General features: G+C 36.2%; 20 protein-coding genes. 10 read left to right on the top strand and 10 right to left on the bottom strand.

What is annotated here, in order from left to right:
* The first annotated feature begins 158 nt into the window (after window positions 1-158).
* The 3 genes from EKL97_RS02360 to EKL97_RS02350 all read left to right on the top strand — a co-directional run bounded on the left by EKL97_RS02360 (window position 159) and on the right by EKL97_RS02350 (window position 4158).
* Window positions 159-2036 carry a glycoside hydrolase family 13 protein gene (locus EKL97_RS02360; protein ID WP_126567982.1) on the top strand — a complete coding sequence of 626 codons (1878 nt, stop codon included), beginning with the start codon at window positions 159-161 and terminating at the stop codon, window positions 2034-2036.
* Between the two features lie 115 nt (window positions 2037-2151).
* Window positions 2152-3837, top strand: coding sequence for an alpha-amylase family glycosyl hydrolase (locus EKL97_RS02355; RefSeq protein ID WP_126458338.1), 1686 nt, complete (start codon window positions 2152-2154; stop codon window positions 3835-3837).
* 81 nt (window positions 3838-3918) lie between these two features.
* Window positions 3919-4158 (top strand): transposase, encoded by a 240-nt coding sequence (locus EKL97_RS02350; protein WP_126458335.1) that lies wholly within the window; start codon window positions 3919-3921, stop codon window positions 4156-4158.
* 20 nt (window positions 4159-4178) lie between these two features.
* Here the strand turns inward: EKL97_RS02350 and EKL97_RS02345 are convergent, their stop codons facing one another.
* Window positions 4179-4592, bottom strand: coding sequence for a Rieske (2Fe-2S) protein (locus EKL97_RS02345; RefSeq protein WP_126458331.1), 414 nt, complete (start codon window positions 4590-4592; stop codon window positions 4179-4181).
* Window positions 4593-4754: 162 nt separating this feature from the next.
* Between EKL97_RS02345 and greA the strand changes: the two genes are divergently transcribed.
* From greA to EKL97_RS02325, 4 genes are all read left to right on the top strand, one after another.
* Complete coding sequence (greA, locus tag EKL97_RS02340; RefSeq protein ID WP_126458328.1) at window positions 4755-5231, top strand: transcription elongation factor GreA; 477 nt, start codon at window positions 4755-4757, stop codon at window positions 5229-5231.
* Window positions 5232-5286: 55 nt separating this feature from the next.
* A complete protein-coding gene (locus EKL97_RS02335) occupies window positions 5287-5676 on the top strand; it encodes an HIT family protein (protein ID WP_126553115.1) in 390 nt (129 codons plus the stop codon).
* Between the two features lie 225 nt (window positions 5677-5901).
* Window positions 5902-6360 carry a transglutaminase-like domain-containing protein gene (locus EKL97_RS02330; RefSeq protein ID WP_126553113.1) on the top strand — a complete coding sequence of 153 codons (459 nt, stop codon included), beginning with the start codon at window positions 5902-5904 and terminating at the stop codon, window positions 6358-6360.
* A 65-nt stretch (window positions 6361-6425) separates the two neighbouring features.
* Window positions 6426-6638 (top strand): hypothetical protein, encoded by a 213-nt coding sequence (locus EKL97_RS02325; RefSeq protein WP_126458319.1) that lies wholly within the window; start codon window positions 6426-6428, stop codon window positions 6636-6638.
* A 12-nt stretch (window positions 6639-6650) separates the two neighbouring features.
* Here EKL97_RS02325 and EKL97_RS02320 read toward each other — a convergent pair whose 3' ends face one another.
* Window positions 6651-7805 carry a sensor histidine kinase gene (locus EKL97_RS02320; RefSeq protein ID WP_126561248.1) on the bottom strand — a complete coding sequence of 385 codons (1155 nt, stop codon included), beginning with the start codon at window positions 7803-7805 and terminating at the stop codon, window positions 6651-6653.
* 174 nt (window positions 7806-7979) lie between these two features.
* On the opposite strand from EKL97_RS02320, the gene EKL97_RS02315 reads away from it, so the two are divergent.
* The 3 genes from EKL97_RS02315 to aat all read left to right on the top strand — a co-directional run bounded on the left by EKL97_RS02315 (window position 7980) and on the right by aat (window position 9999).
* Complete coding sequence (locus EKL97_RS02315) at window positions 7980-8855, top strand: flavin reductase family protein (protein WP_126553111.1); 876 nt, start codon at window positions 7980-7982, stop codon at window positions 8853-8855.
* A 26-nt stretch (window positions 8856-8881) separates the two neighbouring features.
* On the top strand, window positions 8882-9259 hold the full coding sequence (locus EKL97_RS02310; protein ID WP_091203008.1) for a DUF3127 domain-containing protein: 378 nt from the start codon (window positions 8882-8884) through the stop codon (window positions 9257-9259).
* Window positions 9260-9360: 101 nt separating this feature from the next.
* Window positions 9361-9999 (top strand): leucyl/phenylalanyl-tRNA--protein transferase, encoded by a 639-nt coding sequence (gene aat / locus EKL97_RS02305; protein ID WP_126563433.1) that lies wholly within the window; start codon window positions 9361-9363, stop codon window positions 9997-9999.
* A gap of 3 nt (window positions 10000-10002) precedes the next feature.
* On the opposite strand, the gene EKL97_RS02300 is transcribed toward aat, so the two are convergent.
* From EKL97_RS02300 to thiC, 8 genes are all read right to left on the bottom strand, one after another.
* Window positions 10003-10713 (bottom strand): HesA/MoeB/ThiF family protein, encoded by a 711-nt coding sequence (locus tag EKL97_RS02300; RefSeq protein WP_126553107.1) that lies wholly within the window; start codon window positions 10711-10713, stop codon window positions 10003-10005.
* Between the two features lie 232 nt (window positions 10714-10945).
* Window positions 10946-12073, bottom strand: coding sequence for a 2-iminoacetate synthase ThiH (gene thiH, locus EKL97_RS02295; RefSeq protein ID WP_126567980.1), 1128 nt, complete (start codon window positions 12071-12073; stop codon window positions 10946-10948).
* Window positions 12074-12212: 139 nt separating this feature from the next.
* Window positions 12213-12590, bottom strand: coding sequence for a GxxExxY protein (locus EKL97_RS02290; RefSeq protein ID WP_126561252.1), 378 nt, complete (start codon window positions 12588-12590; stop codon window positions 12213-12215).
* Window positions 12591-12777: 187 nt separating this feature from the next.
* On the bottom strand, window positions 12778-13548 hold the full coding sequence (locus tag EKL97_RS02285) for a thiazole synthase (protein WP_126563435.1): 771 nt from the start codon (window positions 13546-13548) through the stop codon (window positions 12778-12780).
* Entirely contained in the window at window positions 13535-14167 is a 633-nt protein-coding gene (locus EKL97_RS02280) for a thiamine phosphate synthase (protein ID WP_126563436.1), read from the bottom strand. Before EKL97_RS02280 ends, EKL97_RS02285 begins: the two co-directional genes overlap by 14 nt.
* The gene (locus EKL97_RS02275; protein WP_126567978.1) at window positions 14160-14915 is read right to left on the bottom strand and encodes a hydroxymethylpyrimidine/phosphomethylpyrimidine kinase; all 756 of its coding nucleotides are present in this window, start codon (window positions 14913-14915) and stop codon (window positions 14160-14162) included. Before EKL97_RS02275 ends, EKL97_RS02280 begins: the two co-directional genes overlap by 8 nt.
* Window positions 14891-15487, bottom strand: coding sequence for a thiamine phosphate synthase (locus tag EKL97_RS02270; protein WP_126567977.1), 597 nt, complete (start codon window positions 15485-15487; stop codon window positions 14891-14893). The genes EKL97_RS02275 and EKL97_RS02270 overlap by 25 nt, the downstream gene beginning before the upstream one ends.
* 32 nt (window positions 15488-15519) lie before the next feature.
* The gene (thiC, locus tag EKL97_RS02265) at window positions 15520-17364 is read right to left on the bottom strand and encodes a phosphomethylpyrimidine synthase ThiC (protein WP_126567975.1); all 1845 of its coding nucleotides are present in this window, start codon (window positions 17362-17364) and stop codon (window positions 15520-15522) included.
* Window positions 17365-17431 lie beyond the last annotated feature (67 nt).

Below are 17431 nucleotides of genomic sequence, written 5' to 3'. Positions count from 1 at the left end.
TTACTGACAATCCCAATATCTATTGGGATTGTTCGATTGAAAACTACTCTTAAATAAAAAAAGAATGGCCTCTAAAATGCTGAAATAGTTCTTTTCAAACATGAATCCGTTTTATTTGAAGCCAACACAACATTAAATAGCACTAAAAAATACATACAATGAAGAAAACAGATCAATTTCCGTTCTTAAACAGAAGCTTTCTAAAAAAAATAACTTTATTCCTTTTTTTTATGTCAATAACTGTACATGCGCAAATCGACAAAGTGGAACCGCCTTTTTGGTATGCAGGAATGCAGAATCCAGAGCTGCAAATTCTTTTTTATGGCAAAGGCATTGCTCAAAACCAAGTAACGGTTTCTAATAGCATAAAAATAACCGACGTAAAAAGAACGGAAAATCCCAACTACCTATTTGTTACCATTGACACTAAAAAAGTGGTGGCATCAGATCTGATTTTTACCTTTAAAAACAAAAGTAAAGAAACCTTTACACAAAAATACAGCCTTAAGAAAAGAAGAGAAAACTCAGCACAACGCAAAAGCTTTGACGCTTCGGATATGATGTATTTGTTGATGCCAGATCGCTTTGCCAACGGAAACAGAAACAACGATAGTGAAAATTCAACCCAAGAAAAATACAATAGAGAATTACCCGGAGGAAGACACGGTGGCGATATTCAAGGAATTATAAAAAATCTGGACTACATAGCAGAACTAGGTGCAACAACAATTTGGAGTACACCACTGTGCGAGGATAATGACGCTGCTTTTTCGTATCACACCTACGGACAATCTGATGTGTATAAAATAGATCCCCGTTACGGAACCAATGAAGATTATGTTCGATTGGCTGCTGAAATGCACAAAAAAGACCTGAAACTGGTGATGGATTACGTGACGAATCACTGGGGAATTGAACATTGGATGATCAAGGATTTACCCACAAAAGAATGGATCAATCAATTTGACACCTACACCCAAACAAATCATAAAAGAACAGTTATTCACGACACCAATGCCTCTGAAATTGATAAAAAAATCACGCTGGACGGTTGGTTTGTCCCATCGATGCCCGATTTAAATTTGAAGAATCCGTTGACTTTAAAATACTTGATTCAAAATGCCATTTGGTGGATAGAATATGCTGATTTAGATGGCTTCAGAGTCGACACCTACAATTATTCTGATCCAAAAGGAATTGCAAAATGGACCAAATCCATAACCGATGAATACCCCAATTTTAATATTGTAGGCGAAGTCTGGATGCAAAGTCAAGCGCAAATGGCGTATTGGCAAAAAGACAGTAAAATTGCAGCAATACAAAATTACAATTCATATCTGCCAAGTGTAATGGATTTTACATTATATGAAGCCGTCACTAAAGTTTTCAATGAAGATGACGGCTCTTGGGACAAAGGAATGGTAAAACTCTATGACAATTTTACCAATGATTTTCTGTATCCTAATGTCAATAATATGTTACTATTTGCAGAAAATCATGATACCAATCGCATCAATCAAACCTACGGGAACGATATCAGAAAATACAAAATGGCAATGACTTTGATGGCTACCGTTCGCGGGATTCCACAATTGTATTACGGAAGCGAAATAGGCATGGCCGGTGATAAAAACAAAGGTGATGCGGCAATTCGTCTTGATTTTCCAGGCGGTTGGGAAGGCGATAAAAACAATGCTTTTACGAAGGAAGGACGAACTCCGGAGCAAAACCACTATTTTGATTTTACCGCCAAATTGTTCCAATGGAGAAAAACAAAAGCAGTGGTTCATTTTGGAAAAACAACCCATTATATTCCGGAAAATAATATCTATGCTTATTTTAGATACAATGCAAATGAAACGGTAATGGTTTTAATGAACAACAGCAACGAAACCAAGACGGTAAACACACATCGTTTCAAAGAAAATATCAAAGACTTTAAAACTGGAAAAGATGTCATTTCTGAACTCACCTTTGACGTGACGAACGAAATTATAATCGAACCTAAATCTGTTTTGATTTTAGAACTGAAGTAATTCACACTCTAAAATACAAGAATCCGGAGAACTACTGAAAAAAATACCAGATACTGACTGCTGCTCCTTGAAAAAGAAGCTCCAGCAAAAAAATAATTATTCAATTTAAAAAAAAATGAAAAAAAAATCTTTACTATTAATTCTATCCGTGCTCGCTTTTTGCGTGAGTTGTTCCGGTACCAAACCTGTTACAGAAAACAACACTCCAATAAAAAAGACAAAAAAAACTCCTTTTGTCTGGGAAGGTGCTAATGTCTATTTCCTTATGACAGATCGCTTTAATAATGGTGATCGTTCCAATGACATTACTTTAAACAGAACTAAAACTACAGGAAAACTTCGTGGTTTTGAAGGAGGAGATATCAAAGGAATTACTAAAAAAATTGAAGAAGGTTATTTTGACAAACTAGGGATAAATGCCATTTGGTTTACTCCTGTAGTGGAACAAATTCATGACGCTGTAGATGAGGGCACTGGATTGAGTTATGGCTATCATGGCTATTGGGCCAAAGATTGGACGGCATTAGATCCCAATTTTGGAACTAAAAAAGAATTAGCTGAATTAGTAAAAAAAGCGCATGCACGAGGAATCAGAATCATTCTTGACGGCGTCATTAATCACACCGGTCCTGTGACTGAAATAGATACTGTTTGGCCAAATTACTGGGTTCGTACCAATCCGGTTTGTGATTATAAAAATTATCAAAATACAACAACCTGCACTTTGGTGGCCAATCTTCCAGACATCAGAACTGAAAGCACCCAGAATGTAGACTTACCTCCTTTTCTTGTCGAAAAATGGAAAAAAGAAGGTCGATACGAACAGGAAATGAATGAGTTAGATGCTTTTTTTTCTCGGACAGGCTATCCTAAAACTCCAAAATATTACATCATAAAATGGCTGACAGACTACGTTGCTGATTATGGGATAGACGGCTACAGAGGAGATACCGTAAAACATACAGACGAAACCGTCTGGGCAGATTTCAAAACGCAATGTGACTATTCATTTGAGACTTGGAAGAAAAAAAACCCTACAAAAGTACTGGATAACAACTCCTTTTACACCATTGCCGAAGTCTATAATTATGGTATCAGCGGTGGACAAGATTTTGATTTTGGAGATAAAAAAATAAACTATTTTAAAAATGGTTTCAACAATATGATCAATTTTGAGTTCAAATGGGACGCCCAAAAAGACTATGAATTCATATTCTCAAAATACTCGGACAAGCTCAACACCGATTTAAAAGGATACAGTGTTTTAAACTATTTATCCTCACATGATGACGGCGCTCCATTTGATGCAAAACGCACCAAAAGCATCGAAGCCGGTACAAAATTATTGTTGAGTCCGGGACTTTCTCAAGTATATTATGGTGATGAGAGTGCACGTCCCTTAGTAATTGAAGGTACAAACGGCGATGCTACCTTACGCTCCTTTATGAACTGGAAAGACATAAAATCCAATCCTGAAACTAAAAAAATACTGACACACTGGAGAAAATTAGGAAAGTTCAGAAAGAACCATCCTGCTGTGGGAGCTGGAATTCACACCATGATTTCGGACACGCCCTACACATTTTCAAGAACATACACTAAAGGAACTTTCACAGACAAAATAGTGGTTGGTCTAGATCTCTCTACTGGCAAAAAAGAAATTATTGTAGCCCCTATTTTTGAAGATGGATCTAGAGTAAGAGATGCCTATTCCGGAAAAGAAGCCAAAGTTTCAAAAGGAAAAGTGACTATTCGAACCGACTTTGATATTGTTTTATTAGAAATGCGAATCAAGGGTTAAGAAGATAGATGTTCTTTTGGAGATAAAATTTATCAAAACAAAGAATTTTTATCTGATTTTGAAAAAGAAAAAAACGCTGTAATGTTCACACCCGTTAAAGCAGTAAAAGGAGAATCTCAAGAAATTAGAAATAGAGATAAAGTTTCAAACGACTTGTATTCAACAGCAGTATCAAGGATTAGACAACCTATTGAATCCCTTTTTAATTGGTTGATTGAAAAAACCAATATTCAAAGAGCATGCAAAGTTAGATCCACAAAAAAATTATTAGGGCAGCTGTTTGGCAAGATAGCAGCTGCCTTTATAAACTTAATATTTTAACCCTTGATTCGCATTTGTAATTAATTATAAACCCGAAGCACATTTCCATTGACTTGAACGCGATACTGCTTCATAGGATATTGTAAAGTTCCTTGTCCGGTAAATAAACTGTATTCTTTACCGTCGCATCCGCAAACGGCATTTATCCCATTTATGGTCATGGTAGAACAAGAACTCATCGCTTGATTGGGACAAGCGGCATCAAAAGCATTGTAACCACTGCCTGTATTGAAAACAATAACACCTCGAGCGCCTATTCCGGATACATAAACCGCATTACTAACGAATTTAAGATTAGAGTATTCCGGCAAATTCAGGTTCAGGTCTACGGCGAAAGTATAATTAGGCACAAATGGATTGGTGTTGTCAAAACCAGAATCACTACACGAAAAAAATAAAGGAATAACAACGAAGAGCAGCAGAATTTTTTTCATTTTAAAATAGTGTCGAAGTATTAGTGAAACAAATTTAATTTATTTAACTTTGAATTATATATGATTAACATATATTTATCGACGAAAAAATAATAATAATATCTTTGTGGAAAGAAATCCCGTCCTGATGGGATTTTTTCTATTTATATAAATGAAGAATTTATGAGTACAGTATCGTATTACACAGCAGAAGGCTTAAAAAAATTAAGAGAAGAATTAGATTATTTAAAAAGCGTAATGCGCCCAAAAGCATCGGCTGATATAGCTGAAGCACGAGATAAAGGTGATCTTTCTGAGAATGCAGAATACGATGCCGCAAAAGAAGCACAAGGGATGCTGGAAATGCGTATTGCCAAAATGGAAGAAATACATTCTAACGCCAGATTGATTGATGAAACCCATCTGGATGTTTCTAAAGTATTGGTATTATCCAATGTAAAAATCAAAAACCAAACGAACGGAATGGAAATGACTTATACATTAGTTGCCGAAAGTGAAGCCGATTTAAAAACAGGTAAAATCTCGGTAACCTCACCTATTGGAAAAGGTTTGTTAGGAAAATCAGTTGGAGAATTTGCTGAGATCACGGTTCCAAACGGTGTGTTGAAATTCGAAATTTTAGAAATATCTCGCGACTAATTAAAGGTTTATTCGGTTAACCGATTAATCGATTCAACAATTAACCAATTTCACAATGTCAAGTATATTTACCAAAATTATAAACGGAGAAATTCCGTGCTACAAGATTGCTGAAGATGTAAATTTCTTGGCTTTTTTGGATGTAAATCCAAATGCAAAAGGACACACACTTTGTATTCCGAAACAAGAAATTGATAAGATTTTTGAGATGGAAGATGATTTATATATTGGACTGATGCAGTTTTCTAAAAAAATCGCAGTTGCGCTTGAAAAAACGGTTCCGTGTAAACGAATCGGAATGGCAGTTGTAGGACTTGAAGTTCCTCATGCGCACGTTCACTTGATTCCATTGAATGAAATGGATGAAATGCGTTTTCAAAATAAAGTATCGCTGTCCAAAAATGAATTTGAAGCGTTGGCAGAAAGTATTAAAACCAATTTGTAAATTTGCACAAATAAAACAAATTGGTATGATTTTAGTTTAAAAGGGAATAGGTGAAAACCGATTCCCTTTTCTATTTTAGAGAACTTAAGTAAGTCGAAAGTTTAAAAGTCGTAAAGTCAAAAGAATTAACTTTAAGTAAAATAGCTTTAAATCAGATTGTTAAATAATTTTATCCTGATTTTAAAATACGACATTATACCATGGTTATTACTTACATTCGAGGCTATGAAAAATATATTTTTGTTGCTTACCTTCTTTTTCTCCTTTATGAGTGTTGGACAGGTCAATCCCGGATATCTATTGGTTGATGCTAAAACGGCAGCTATTCCAGCTAATTCAACTATATCTACTGAAGCTATTGCCAATTATATCAATGCTAATTTTAAAACAGAAACCGATAAAATAAGAGCTGATTTCTATTGGACCGCATCTAACATCAGCTATGATGTTGCGAATAGGTATGCCGTAAATTCCCATGAAACGGGAGCTGAGAAAATCACGAAGACATTAAAAACTAAAAAAGGGGTTTGCATTCATTATGCAACGGTTTTTAATGCGCTTGTGCAAAAGATAGGAATCCAATCCTATATCATTGAAAGATATACCAAACAAAACGGAAAAGTAAGTGACTTGGCTCATGCTTGGACTGCAGCTGAAATTGACAAAAAGCGGTTGTATTGTTGAATGATTTTATACACTATCGAAACAATAAGTTTAAGCCTTCTTTTTCAGATACTGAAATTAGCCGTATGATTGAAATTCCGAGAATGAAACTGGTAAAGTGTCAAAACGATATGTATATCGTGGGTTCCGTTGGTAATCAAAACGTTTCTAATGTCACATCGATTAAAAAATCAATTGGAGCCTCTTTGGCGCAAGCCGAAGAGCACGCATTGTTTGTTAAAAATTATTTGAGTAAGTCCAAAATAGTCAGAAAAACAATGTTTTCTAAAGTTACATAGTTTGGAGTTCCGTTACGCTAGGTTGTTTTTTTTAAAACTCACCTGCATAGTGGTTCCTTTTCCAATTTCGGAGTTCAGTACTTTGATGGTTCCTTTGTGGTATTCTTCCACGATTCTTTTGGTTAGTGAAAGTCCCAATCCCCATCCGCGTTTTTTAGTGGTAAATCCAGGTTCGAAAATGGTTTTAAATTGTTGTTTGTGAATTCCGCCGCCAGTATCAGAAACATTTATTTTTACATAATCCCCTTCTTGTTCAATTTCTAAAGCTAATTTTCCTTTTCCTTTCATTGCATCGATGGCGTTTTTTACTAAATTCTCGATGGCCCAACTGTGCAGCGTAGGATTAAGAGATACCATAATAGGAGTTTTTGGCGCTTGGAACGAAAACTCAATTTGTTTGGAGAATCGGGATTGCAAATAGTCGTAAGATTGTTGTGTTTCGGCTACAATATCTTTGTTTTCTAATTTGGGTTCCGATCCTATTTTCGAGAAACGATCGGTTATGGTTTTCAAACGCTCAATATCTTTTTCAATTTCGAAAGTAGTACTTTCATCCATGTTTTCAGATTTCAGGAGTTCAACCCAACCAATTAATGAAGAAAGTGGTGTGCCTATTTGATGAGCCGTTTCCTTCGCCATTCCTGCCCAAAGTTTGTTTTGTGTTGCCATTTTGGTGCTTCTATAAAAATTATAAACTAAACCGCCAAAAAGCACTATGATCAGCACTAAAGCAACGGGATAATATTTCAATTTATTCAGTAAAGCCGAGTTGCCGTAATATAATTTTTGAAATTTCCCAGGGACATACTCAATGACTATGGGCACGTTTTCGTTTTTTAAGTTCTGCAAGAATGCGACTGCCTTTGAATTATTTTTTACAATAGCGTCGTCAATATTTACGGTGTTTATGATGCTGTCATTCTCTGTCAGTATAATAGGAATTGAAGTGTTGTCACTGAAAATTTGCAACGGAAGATCAACATCTGTATTTTCATCGGCATTAATGAGTGTTTTTTGGGCTTGTGCCCAAAGATTCATTTTTAATCGTTCTTCGTTTTTGAAGATTTGAAAAAAAGTGTATGTGTTCCAAAGAATCAGTGAAATGATTAAAAAAGAGGCAGAAATTATAATCCAACGGGTTGTATTTCTTCTTTCAGAAAACTGCATAAATGAAAATTTGAATTATAAATATAACGAAATAAACGCTGTGGTATTTTAGTTTTAAAGAAAGAATTTTTTTCAGAGTAAATTCAGATGTAATTTTATTCTAATTGGATATACTCTTTCATAAACTGATCCGATTTGTTTACTTTTGTAGAGTACAGCTATAAAGTAAAAAATATGATTACGATTGATCCTAAAAGTATCGAAACGGCAAAATTACAAGGCTATTTGCAAAGTTCAGTTGGACCTAGACCTATTGCTTTTGCCAGTACTATGGATGCGGAAGGTAATGCTAATGTATCGCCTTTTAGTTTTTTTAATGTGTTCAGCGCCAATCCTCCAATCCTTATTTTTTCACCAGCAAGGCGCGTTCGTGATAATTCGATAAAACACACGTTGATCAATGCTGAAGCAACTCGGGAAGTAGTCATTAATGTGGTGAATTATGACATGGTACAACAGATTTCGCTGGCCAGTACAGAGTATGCTCATGGAGTAGATGAGTTTGTAAAATCAGGCTTAACACCAGTAGCTTCAGAGGTGGTAAAACCATTTAGAGTAAAAGAATCACCGGTTCAATTTGAATGCAAAGTCACTCAGATTATTCCGCTGGGAACAGAAGGAGGTGCGGGGAATTTAGTACTGTGTGAAGTTGTTCGCATTCATATTGACGAGTCTGTTTTAGACGAAAATGGTGCGATTGATCAATATAAAATTGACTTGGTTTCCAGGTTAGGCAGCAATTGGTATTCCAGATCAAACCAAGGGCTTTTTGAAGTGCCAAAACCCTTGTCTACTTTAGGAATTGGAGTGGATGCCATTCCAAATTTTGTTAAAGAAAGTTCGGTTTTTAACGGAAATGATTTAGGGATGTTAGGGAATATAGAAGCCTTGCCCACAATGGAAGAAGTTAGTATATTTGTAAAACAGAATTTTGCTGTAAAAGGAGTTTTAAGTGCTGATGACCAGCAAAAAGTACACTTGGAGGCAAAAAAATACCTGAATGAGAATGATGTCTTATCGGCTTGGAAAGTACTTTTGGCAAAAAAATAATATAAATAACATTAAAAACAACGAAGATGGAAGTTACAGGAAAAATTAAAATGCTTGGGGATGCAAAAAATGTGGGAAGCGGAAGTTTCTTAAAAAGAGAATTGGTCGTAACCACCGAGGAGCAATATCCACAACATATTTTAGTAGAATTTGTACAAGATAAATGCGATTTATTGAACAGTTTTAAAGTAGGTGAAGCGGTTAAAGTTTCGATCAATTTAAGAGGACGCGAATGGGTTGACCCACAAGGAGTGACTAAATATTTTAATGCAATTCAAGGATGGAGAGTAGAAAGAGTAGCCACAGAAGCCACTGCTGCTCAAATGCCTCCGATGCCGGCTGCTGAAGCATTTGCACCAGCAACAAACCTAAACGAAGAAGAAGCAGACGATTTGCCTTTCTAAGGGATGAAAAAGTTAGAATTTAGAAGTCAGAAGTTTGAGTTTTACTTGAATTTCTGACTTTTTTATTTTTTGAAATTGGTATTGATTTTTGAAATTGAAAAATGTATTATTTATCCCCAACCTTATTTTTCCCTCCTGTTGACCAAGCCAATTGCGATGGAATTTTGGCCATTGGAGGTGATTTGTCCCCGGAACGCTTGCGACTTGCGTATCAAAGCGGCATTTTTCCTTGGTTTGAAGCGGGAGAACCTATTATGTGGTGGTCTCCAAATCCCAGAATGGTGCTATTTCTCGATGAATTGATTGTATCTAAAAGCATGCGAAATATCCTGAACCGGAATATTTTCAGTGTTACTTTCAATCAAAATTTCAGAGATGTAATTTCAAATTGTCAAAATATAGAACGTGACGGTCAAAACGGGACTTGGATTACCAATGACATGATTGAAGCCTATTGTAAGCTGCATGAAGTAGGAATAGCAAAATCGGTTGAGGTTTGGCAAGATGAGGTTTTAGTTGGTGGTTTATATGGAATTGATTTGGGAGGTATTTTTTGTGGTGAAAGTATGTTCTCGAAAGTATCTAATGCGTCGAAAATGGCTTTTATAGCTTTGGTCAACCAATTAAAAAAAGAAGATTACAAACTTTTGGATTGTCAGGTTTATAATCCGCATCTTGAAAGTTTAGGTTGCAGGGAAATCGACAGAACAGATTTTATGGAAATTTTAAAGAGTAAATAACTCTTAAAATTCCAGCTTCTTAAAACTCCAATCCAGCGTATTAAAAAGAACCAATTCATTTTCCAATGTCGGTAAATCCATAACAAGTTTCAACGTTTCGTGCGCCATCATGGTGCCAATAATCCCAGGGAGCGTACCCAATACTCCGTTCAAATCACAATTAGGAACATCTTTAGGATTTGGAGGTTCTGGGAATAAGTCCCGAAGATTTTTATTTCCATTATGGTTAAAAACGGCCACTTGCCCCTCGAATTTTAAGATGCTGCCGTAAATCAATGATTTTCCTAATGTCACGCAAGTATCATTTATCAGATAGCGGGTTTCGAAATTATCACAGCCGTCAACAATTACATCAAAATCCTGGATGATTTGTACTGCATTTTTAATGGTTAATTTTTCTTCAAAAGCAACAACATGAATCAATGGATTCAGGATTTCTAAAACTGATTTTGCCGTGATTGCTTTTAATTGACCAACGTGCCTCTCCGTATATAAAATTTGACGGTGTAAGTTGTGCAACTCGATTTTGTCAAAATCAACTATACCAATAGTTCCTACTCCGGCCGTTGCAATATATTGTAAGATTGGACAACCCAATCCGCCTGCGCCGATCACTAAAACTTTCGCTTTTTTGAGTTTTTCCTGTCCGGAATCGCCTATTTCCGGCATCATCATCTGGCGGTTATAGCGTAAAAAATCTTGAATAATACTCATTTTTTTAGTCTTAAAGTTGAGAAGTTATAAAGTTGGACAGTTATAAAGTCAAAAGTCATAAAGTTGGAAAGTTTTAAAGTCAAAAGTTAAAAACAAGTCAATTCGAGCGCAGTCGAGAACTTTTTTAAAGTTAGTTGCTATTAGTAATAAATATTAAGGTGTGGCCCCATGTTGCTTTCTAAATTTTTAGACTCTTGTCTCTTGTCTAATTTTTTTGTTGATTTCTAAACTTTTAGACTTTCGACTTTTGACTAAAATTTCTGTCCCAATCTTTCCAAACGGGTTCATATCCTTTACTGTAAATGACTTTTGCAATCTCTGCCGCAGAACGTTCGTCACTGATTTCAAATTGCTCCAAGGATTGTGGGTCAACTGAATAACCCCCAGGATTAGTTTTAGAACCTGCACTCATACTAGTGATTCCAATGGGAATAATATTATCCCGGAATTTTTCGTTCTCCCGGGTAGACAGGGAGATTTCTAAGTCTTCATTCCACAAACGGTAGGCACAAATGAGCTGGGTCAAATCAGCATCATCCATGATAAAGTTGGGTTTAATTACACCTTCTGCCGGTCGTAATCTGGGAAATGAAACTGCATATTTCGTTTGCCAATACGTTTTTTGTAAATAATCTAAATGCAAGGCATTAAAAAAACTGTCAGTGCGCCAATCTTCTAATCCCAATAAGACACCCAAGCCTATTTTATGAATGCCCGCAGTTCCTATGCGATCGGGTGTTTCTAAACGAAAATCAAAATTGGATTTCTTTCCTTTGGTATGGTACTGTTTGTAAACATCACGGTGGTAGGTTTCCTGATAGACTAAAATCGAATAGACACCGGCTTCGTGTAATTGTTCGTATTCTTCTGTTGACAAGGGTTGTACTTCGGCTGAAATGGTGGAGAAATCGTTTTTTATCTGAGCAATTGCCTTTAGAAAATAATGAATGTTTACGGTCTGATTGGCTTCGCCTGTAACTAATAAAACATGATCAAATCCTGCTTTTTTTAAGACTTTAATTTCTTGCGTAATTTCATTTTCGGTAAGTGTTTTTCGTTTGATTTTGTTGTCTAAACTAAACCCACAATACGTACAAATGTTCTGACACTCGTTGCTTAAATACAAAGGAGCATACATTTGAATCGTTTTGCCAAATCTTTTTTTGGTTAGTTCATGTGTCAGTTGTGCCATTTGCTCTAAGTAAGGTTTCGCAGCTGGTGAAATCAATCTCAGAAAATCATCGAGACTGCGTTTTTTTTTGTCTAACGCAGATTCGACTTCTATCGAAGTGGTATGGTATATTTTTGTTTTGATTGTTTCCCAATCGTAGTTGTCAAAAACCGATCTAAATGTGTTCATTGTTTTATTTTTTTTCGCAAAAAGGATATGCGGTTTTTGGCACGCAGATTCTGCAAATTTTCGCAGATTTTTTTAACCGTTTTTTTTAATTTTAGCTGTATAAATATGTGAAATCTGCGTGCTAATTTGTAATCCTTAATTATAATTTATTTGCAATTCGTTTAATGTCATCTAAAATAGTGACTGTATTAAAATTGACAAGTAGGCCTAATTTTTTATTAGTAAGTTTTAAATAGTTTGTAATTTGTTTGTAATGAATAGGTGCTAAATCTTCGACAGATTTCAATTCAATAATTACTTTGTCTTCTACTAATAAATCAATTTTAAAAGCAACATCTAATATGATGCCATCGTAAGGAATAGTGATTTCTAATTGTCTTTCAACTTTTAAATTTATTTTAGTTAATTCATAATACAAAGCGCTTTCATAAACAGATTCAAATAAACCTGGACCGAGTGTATTGTACACTTTGAAAATGGCTCCTCTTATTTTGAATGATATGTCGTTTTCGGTCATTTTTAAGAATTTAAAAATTAGTACTAATTAAAAACTAAATGTAGTTATTTTGATACAACTATAAATTTCTGTAGTCTGTAAATTGTGCGAATTTTTGCAGATTCTTTTTTATTTCCCATCTGTGTAAATCTGTAAAATCTGCGTGCCATTTTTTCAACAGTTTTCTTGTAAATAGACCAAAAACATATTACTCATACAAAAACGCAGTCAAAGGACTTGAGGCCATTGCATGATTTACTTTTTGTGCTAATTGTGCTTCGTAGGCTTTTCGACCTGCAATAACGGCTTCTCTGAAAGCCTCTGCCATCAATATAGGATTTCTTGCCACGGCAATTGCTGTGTTTACTAAAACCGCATCAGCTCCAAGTTCCATGGCTTTTGCTGCGTCGGATGGTGCGCCAATTCCGGCATCTATAATCACGGGAACTCTGCTCTGTTCAATTATTATTTCTAAAAAATCGATCGTTTTTAATCCTTTGTTGCTACCAATTGGAGAACCTAAAGGCATCACCGCCGAAGTTCCTGCGTCTTCCAGTCGTTTACATAAAACGGGATCCGCATGGATGTAAGGCAAAACGATAAACCCTAATTTGGCTAAAGCTTCCGTAGCTTTTAAGGTTTCGATTGCATCGGGCATCAAATATTTTGGATCGGGATGAATTTCCAGTTTAAGCCAATTAGTCTCCAACGCTTCTCGTGCTAGTTGTGCCGCAAAAACCGCTTCTTTGGCATTTCGTGCGCCAGAAGTATTGGGTAGCAAATTAATCAGCGGATGTTTGAGATGGGATAAAATGGCATCGGTTTCCGTTTCTAAATCGATACGTTTTAGCGCTACGGTTACTAACTCGGTTCCAGAGGCTAAAATGGCTTCTTCCATCTGTTGATTAGAACCGAATTTTCCTGTGCCTAAAAACAAGCGGGAATGAAAGGTCTTGTCTCCTATTTTAAATGGTACCATATAATTTGTCGTTAAGTTGATTGATGAGTTGAGATGGATTTTTGCTTTGGGTGATCAAACCAGAAACTGCAATACCTTGAATTCCAGTTTCCATCAGGTCTTCTACGTTTTCTAGTTTGATTCCTCCAATGGCATAAATGGGAATTTGGATGTTTTTTATTTTCATTTGTTGGATAATCAATCGATACCCTTCCAATCCTAAAATGGGACTTAGATTTTGTTTGGTTGTCGTAAATTGAAATGGACCCAGACCTATATAATCACAGTTTTCGGCTGTTCTTTGGAATACATCTTCAAAAGTATTTGCCGTTCCTCCAATAATTTTTGTTTTTCCTAAAATTAGTCTTGCTTCTTCCACTTTCATGTCACTTAAACCCAAATGAACGCCATCGGCATCCAATTGCTTTACCAAATGCACGTTGTCATTGATGATAAAAGTGGCTAAATATTCTTTACATAACATTTTTACGGCTTCCGCCAAAGTGAAAACTTCAAGCGCGTTTTGATTTTTGAATCGCAATTGTATCCAATGGCAGCCATTGTCCAGTGCTTTGTGAATGTTGTGCAATTGTTCTTCGACAGTATTTCCTTGCGAAATGTAGTGTAGCTTATTATACATGATGGTATCCTAATTTGGTTTGATTAGATTGTAAATAGGTTTCTATATATTTTTTGGCATTGATGCAAGCTGTTTTCAGGTCTAATCCCAAAGCTAAATTGGCTGTAATCGCTGATGATAATACACAGCCAGAGCCGTGTTTCTCGAAAACCGAAGTGTTATTTGGCGTAAGCATGAAGATTTCCTTTCCGGTATACAAACAGTCAACACCAATTGCCAGAGGATTGTGACCACCTTTTAGTAATACAGCACAATGTTTTGACAGCTCGTGAGCAATTAAATCAGGATTTTTTTCTGCTGCGGAAAGCTGTAAAATTTCATTGTAATTGGGTGTTATCAAATCTATTTTTTTTAATATTTCAATCAAAACAGAATGATTTTCTATAGTTATAAAACGAAATTTGGTTGTAGATTTTAAAACGGTATCCCAAACAATCTTTGTTTTTGGCGAAAGCCTTTTTACTAATAAAACAATTTTTTTTAAATAATCGACTGAAGGAACAATTCCAATTTTTACGGCTTTGATGCTATAATTTTCAAACAATTTATCCAGTGATCTCATAACAAAATCTTGGTCAGTCCAGTGCATTTCGAAGAACTGATTTTCGGTTTGAATGGTGTTACCGGTATTGATGGCAAAACCATAAACGTTATGTTGCTCGAATGTCTTGATGTCTGCTAAAACTCCCGCGCCTCCAGAAGGATCAAAGCCTGCAATTGTTACTACGAAAGGTCTGTTTTCTTGCATTGTTTAAAATTTTCTATTGGATGGTTACTGTTCCAAATGGCACCTAAAAGTGCCACATCATCAAAGCCATATTTTAATGCCGTTTTAATTTTATCAGCTGTAATTCCACCAAGTGCTACTAATGAAGTTTCGTTATTCTTCCTTTGTTGCAATGCTTTTTTAAAGTCAATATCCGAAGCATACTTTGGTTTTGAAATACTTTCGAAAACAGGACCAAAAAAAGCATAAGCAAAAACAGTAGGTAGTTCTTCAAAATTAATCATTTGATGAATCGAAGTAGAGAGTTTAAATCCACTTTCTTTCCAGTTTTTTAAACTTTTCTCCGATGTTTCAATTCTTGCTTTTTCTGTAAAATGAATCCGATGTATTCCAGATGCTAAAGCCAGTTGGTGATGACTGTGCAAAACCACTTGCTGACGGAAATCTGATTTTATTTCGGATAAAAAAGCGTTCATTTCTGTTTCTGAAAAATCAGGTTTCCGAATATGAAGCAACTCCAGTCCATTCTCAAAAAGAGAATGAATGGTGTCGATTTCATTAATTACAGGAATTGGATTTGTGATTACGATCATAATCTTTTTTCTTTCCTCTTTCTTCTACAGTCTTATAAGTAAATTTCTTTGCCGCTTTCTACAAATTCTTTTGATTTTTCTTTCATGCCTTTTTCGGCTTCAGCTACATCGCGAATTTCTTGTGAAATTTTCATAGAACAAAATTTTGGTCCACACATGGAACAAAAATGAGCTACTTTGGCACCATCTGCTGGTAATGTTTCATCATGAAATTCACGAGCAGTATCGGGATCTAAGGACAAGTTGAATTGGTCTTCCCAACGGAATTCAAAACGGGCTTTGCTCAAGGCATTGTCACGGTATTGCGATCCAGGATGCCCTTTGGCCAAATCAGCAGCATGAGCCGAAATCTTATACGTGATTACGCCGTCTTTAACGTCTTTTTTGTTGGGTAAACCAAGGTGTTCTTTTGGTGTCACGTAGCATAACATCGCACAACCATACCAGCCAATCATAGCCGCGCCAATGGCAGAGGTGATGTGATCATAACCTGGAGCAATATCAGTAGTTAATGGTCCTAAAGTATAAAAAGGAGCTTCATCACAGTGCTCTAATTGTTTGTCCATGTTTTCCTTAATCATGTGCATGGGTACGTGGCCAGGGCCTTCAATAAATACCTGAACATCGTGTTTCCAGGCGATTTTTGTCAGTTCGCCAAGTGTTTCCAGCTCTGCAAACTGAGCGGCATCATTCGCATCGGCAATAGAACCGGGACGTAACCCATCTCCTAATGAAAACGCTACATCATATTGTTTCATGATTTCGCAAATGTCTTCAAAATGGGTGTAAAGAAAGTTTTCTTTATGGTGAAACAAACACCATTTTGCCATGATAGAGCCTCCACGGGAAACAATACCGGTAACACGTTCAGCAGTCAAATGGATGTAGCGCAATAAAACACCGGCATGGATGGTAAAATAGGAAACCCCTTGTTCCGCTTGTTCGATTAGCGTATCACGATAAACTTCCCAAGTGAGATCTTCGGCCACGCCATTTACTTTTTCCAAAGCTTGGTAAATAGGCACGGTTCCAATTGGCACAGGAGAATTTCGGATAATCCATTCTCTGGTTTCGTGAATGTTTTTACCGGTTGATAAATCCATAATCGTGTCAGCTCCCCAGCGGCATGCCCAAACTGCTTTTTCTACTTCTTCTTCGATTGTTGAGGTTACGGCGCTGTTGCCAATGTTAGCATTAATTTTCACTAAGAAGTTACGACCTACAATCATAGGCTCACTTTCTGGGTGGTTGATGTTATTTGGAATAATGGCACGTCCTCTGGCTACTTCGCTTCGGACAAATTCAGGGGTGATTTCCCCCACCCCAGCCCGGCCCGAAGGAGAGGGAGTGTTTGCGCCCCAACTATTTCCTTCGTGTTGGTGTTGCATGGCTTTGGTTTGTTCGTTTATCAACTCCAAGCGTTGGTTTTCACGAATGGCTATGTATTCCATTTCTGGAGTAATGATTCCTTGTTTTGCATAATACAATTGGGAAACGTTGGCTCCTTTTTTGGCACGCTTAGGTTTGTGCAAATATTCGAAACGCAATTCGTTTAGTTTTTCGTCATTCAAACGCTTTTTCCCGTATTCGGAAGAGGTTTCACTTAATTCTTCGACATCATTACGATCCAGAATCCATTGTTCACGAATGCGGGGCAGTCCTTTTCGAATGTCAATTTCGATATTTGGGTCGGTAAATGGGCCCGAAGTGTCATAAACGGTTACAGGCGGGTTTTTTTCTATTCTGCCATTTGACATTTTAGTGTCAGTCAATGCAATTTCTCGCATCGCTACTTTTATGGGATGAATGGTTCCATCTACATAAATTTTTGTAGAATTAGGAAAAGGAGTGGTTGATATTTTTTCTTCGTATTTCATGTTTTTTTTATTGAAAGATTTAAGTATTAAAAAATTGAAAGATTGAAGAGTGGATTTGATAAATATT

It is taken from the genome of Flavobacterium sp. LS1P28 (assembly GCF_003970335.1).
Classification (GTDB): domain Bacteria; phylum Bacteroidota; class Bacteroidia; order Flavobacteriales; family Flavobacteriaceae; genus Flavobacterium.
Note: the sequence above shows the minus strand (reverse complement) of the source record. Positions and strands in the feature narration are given on the sequence as shown.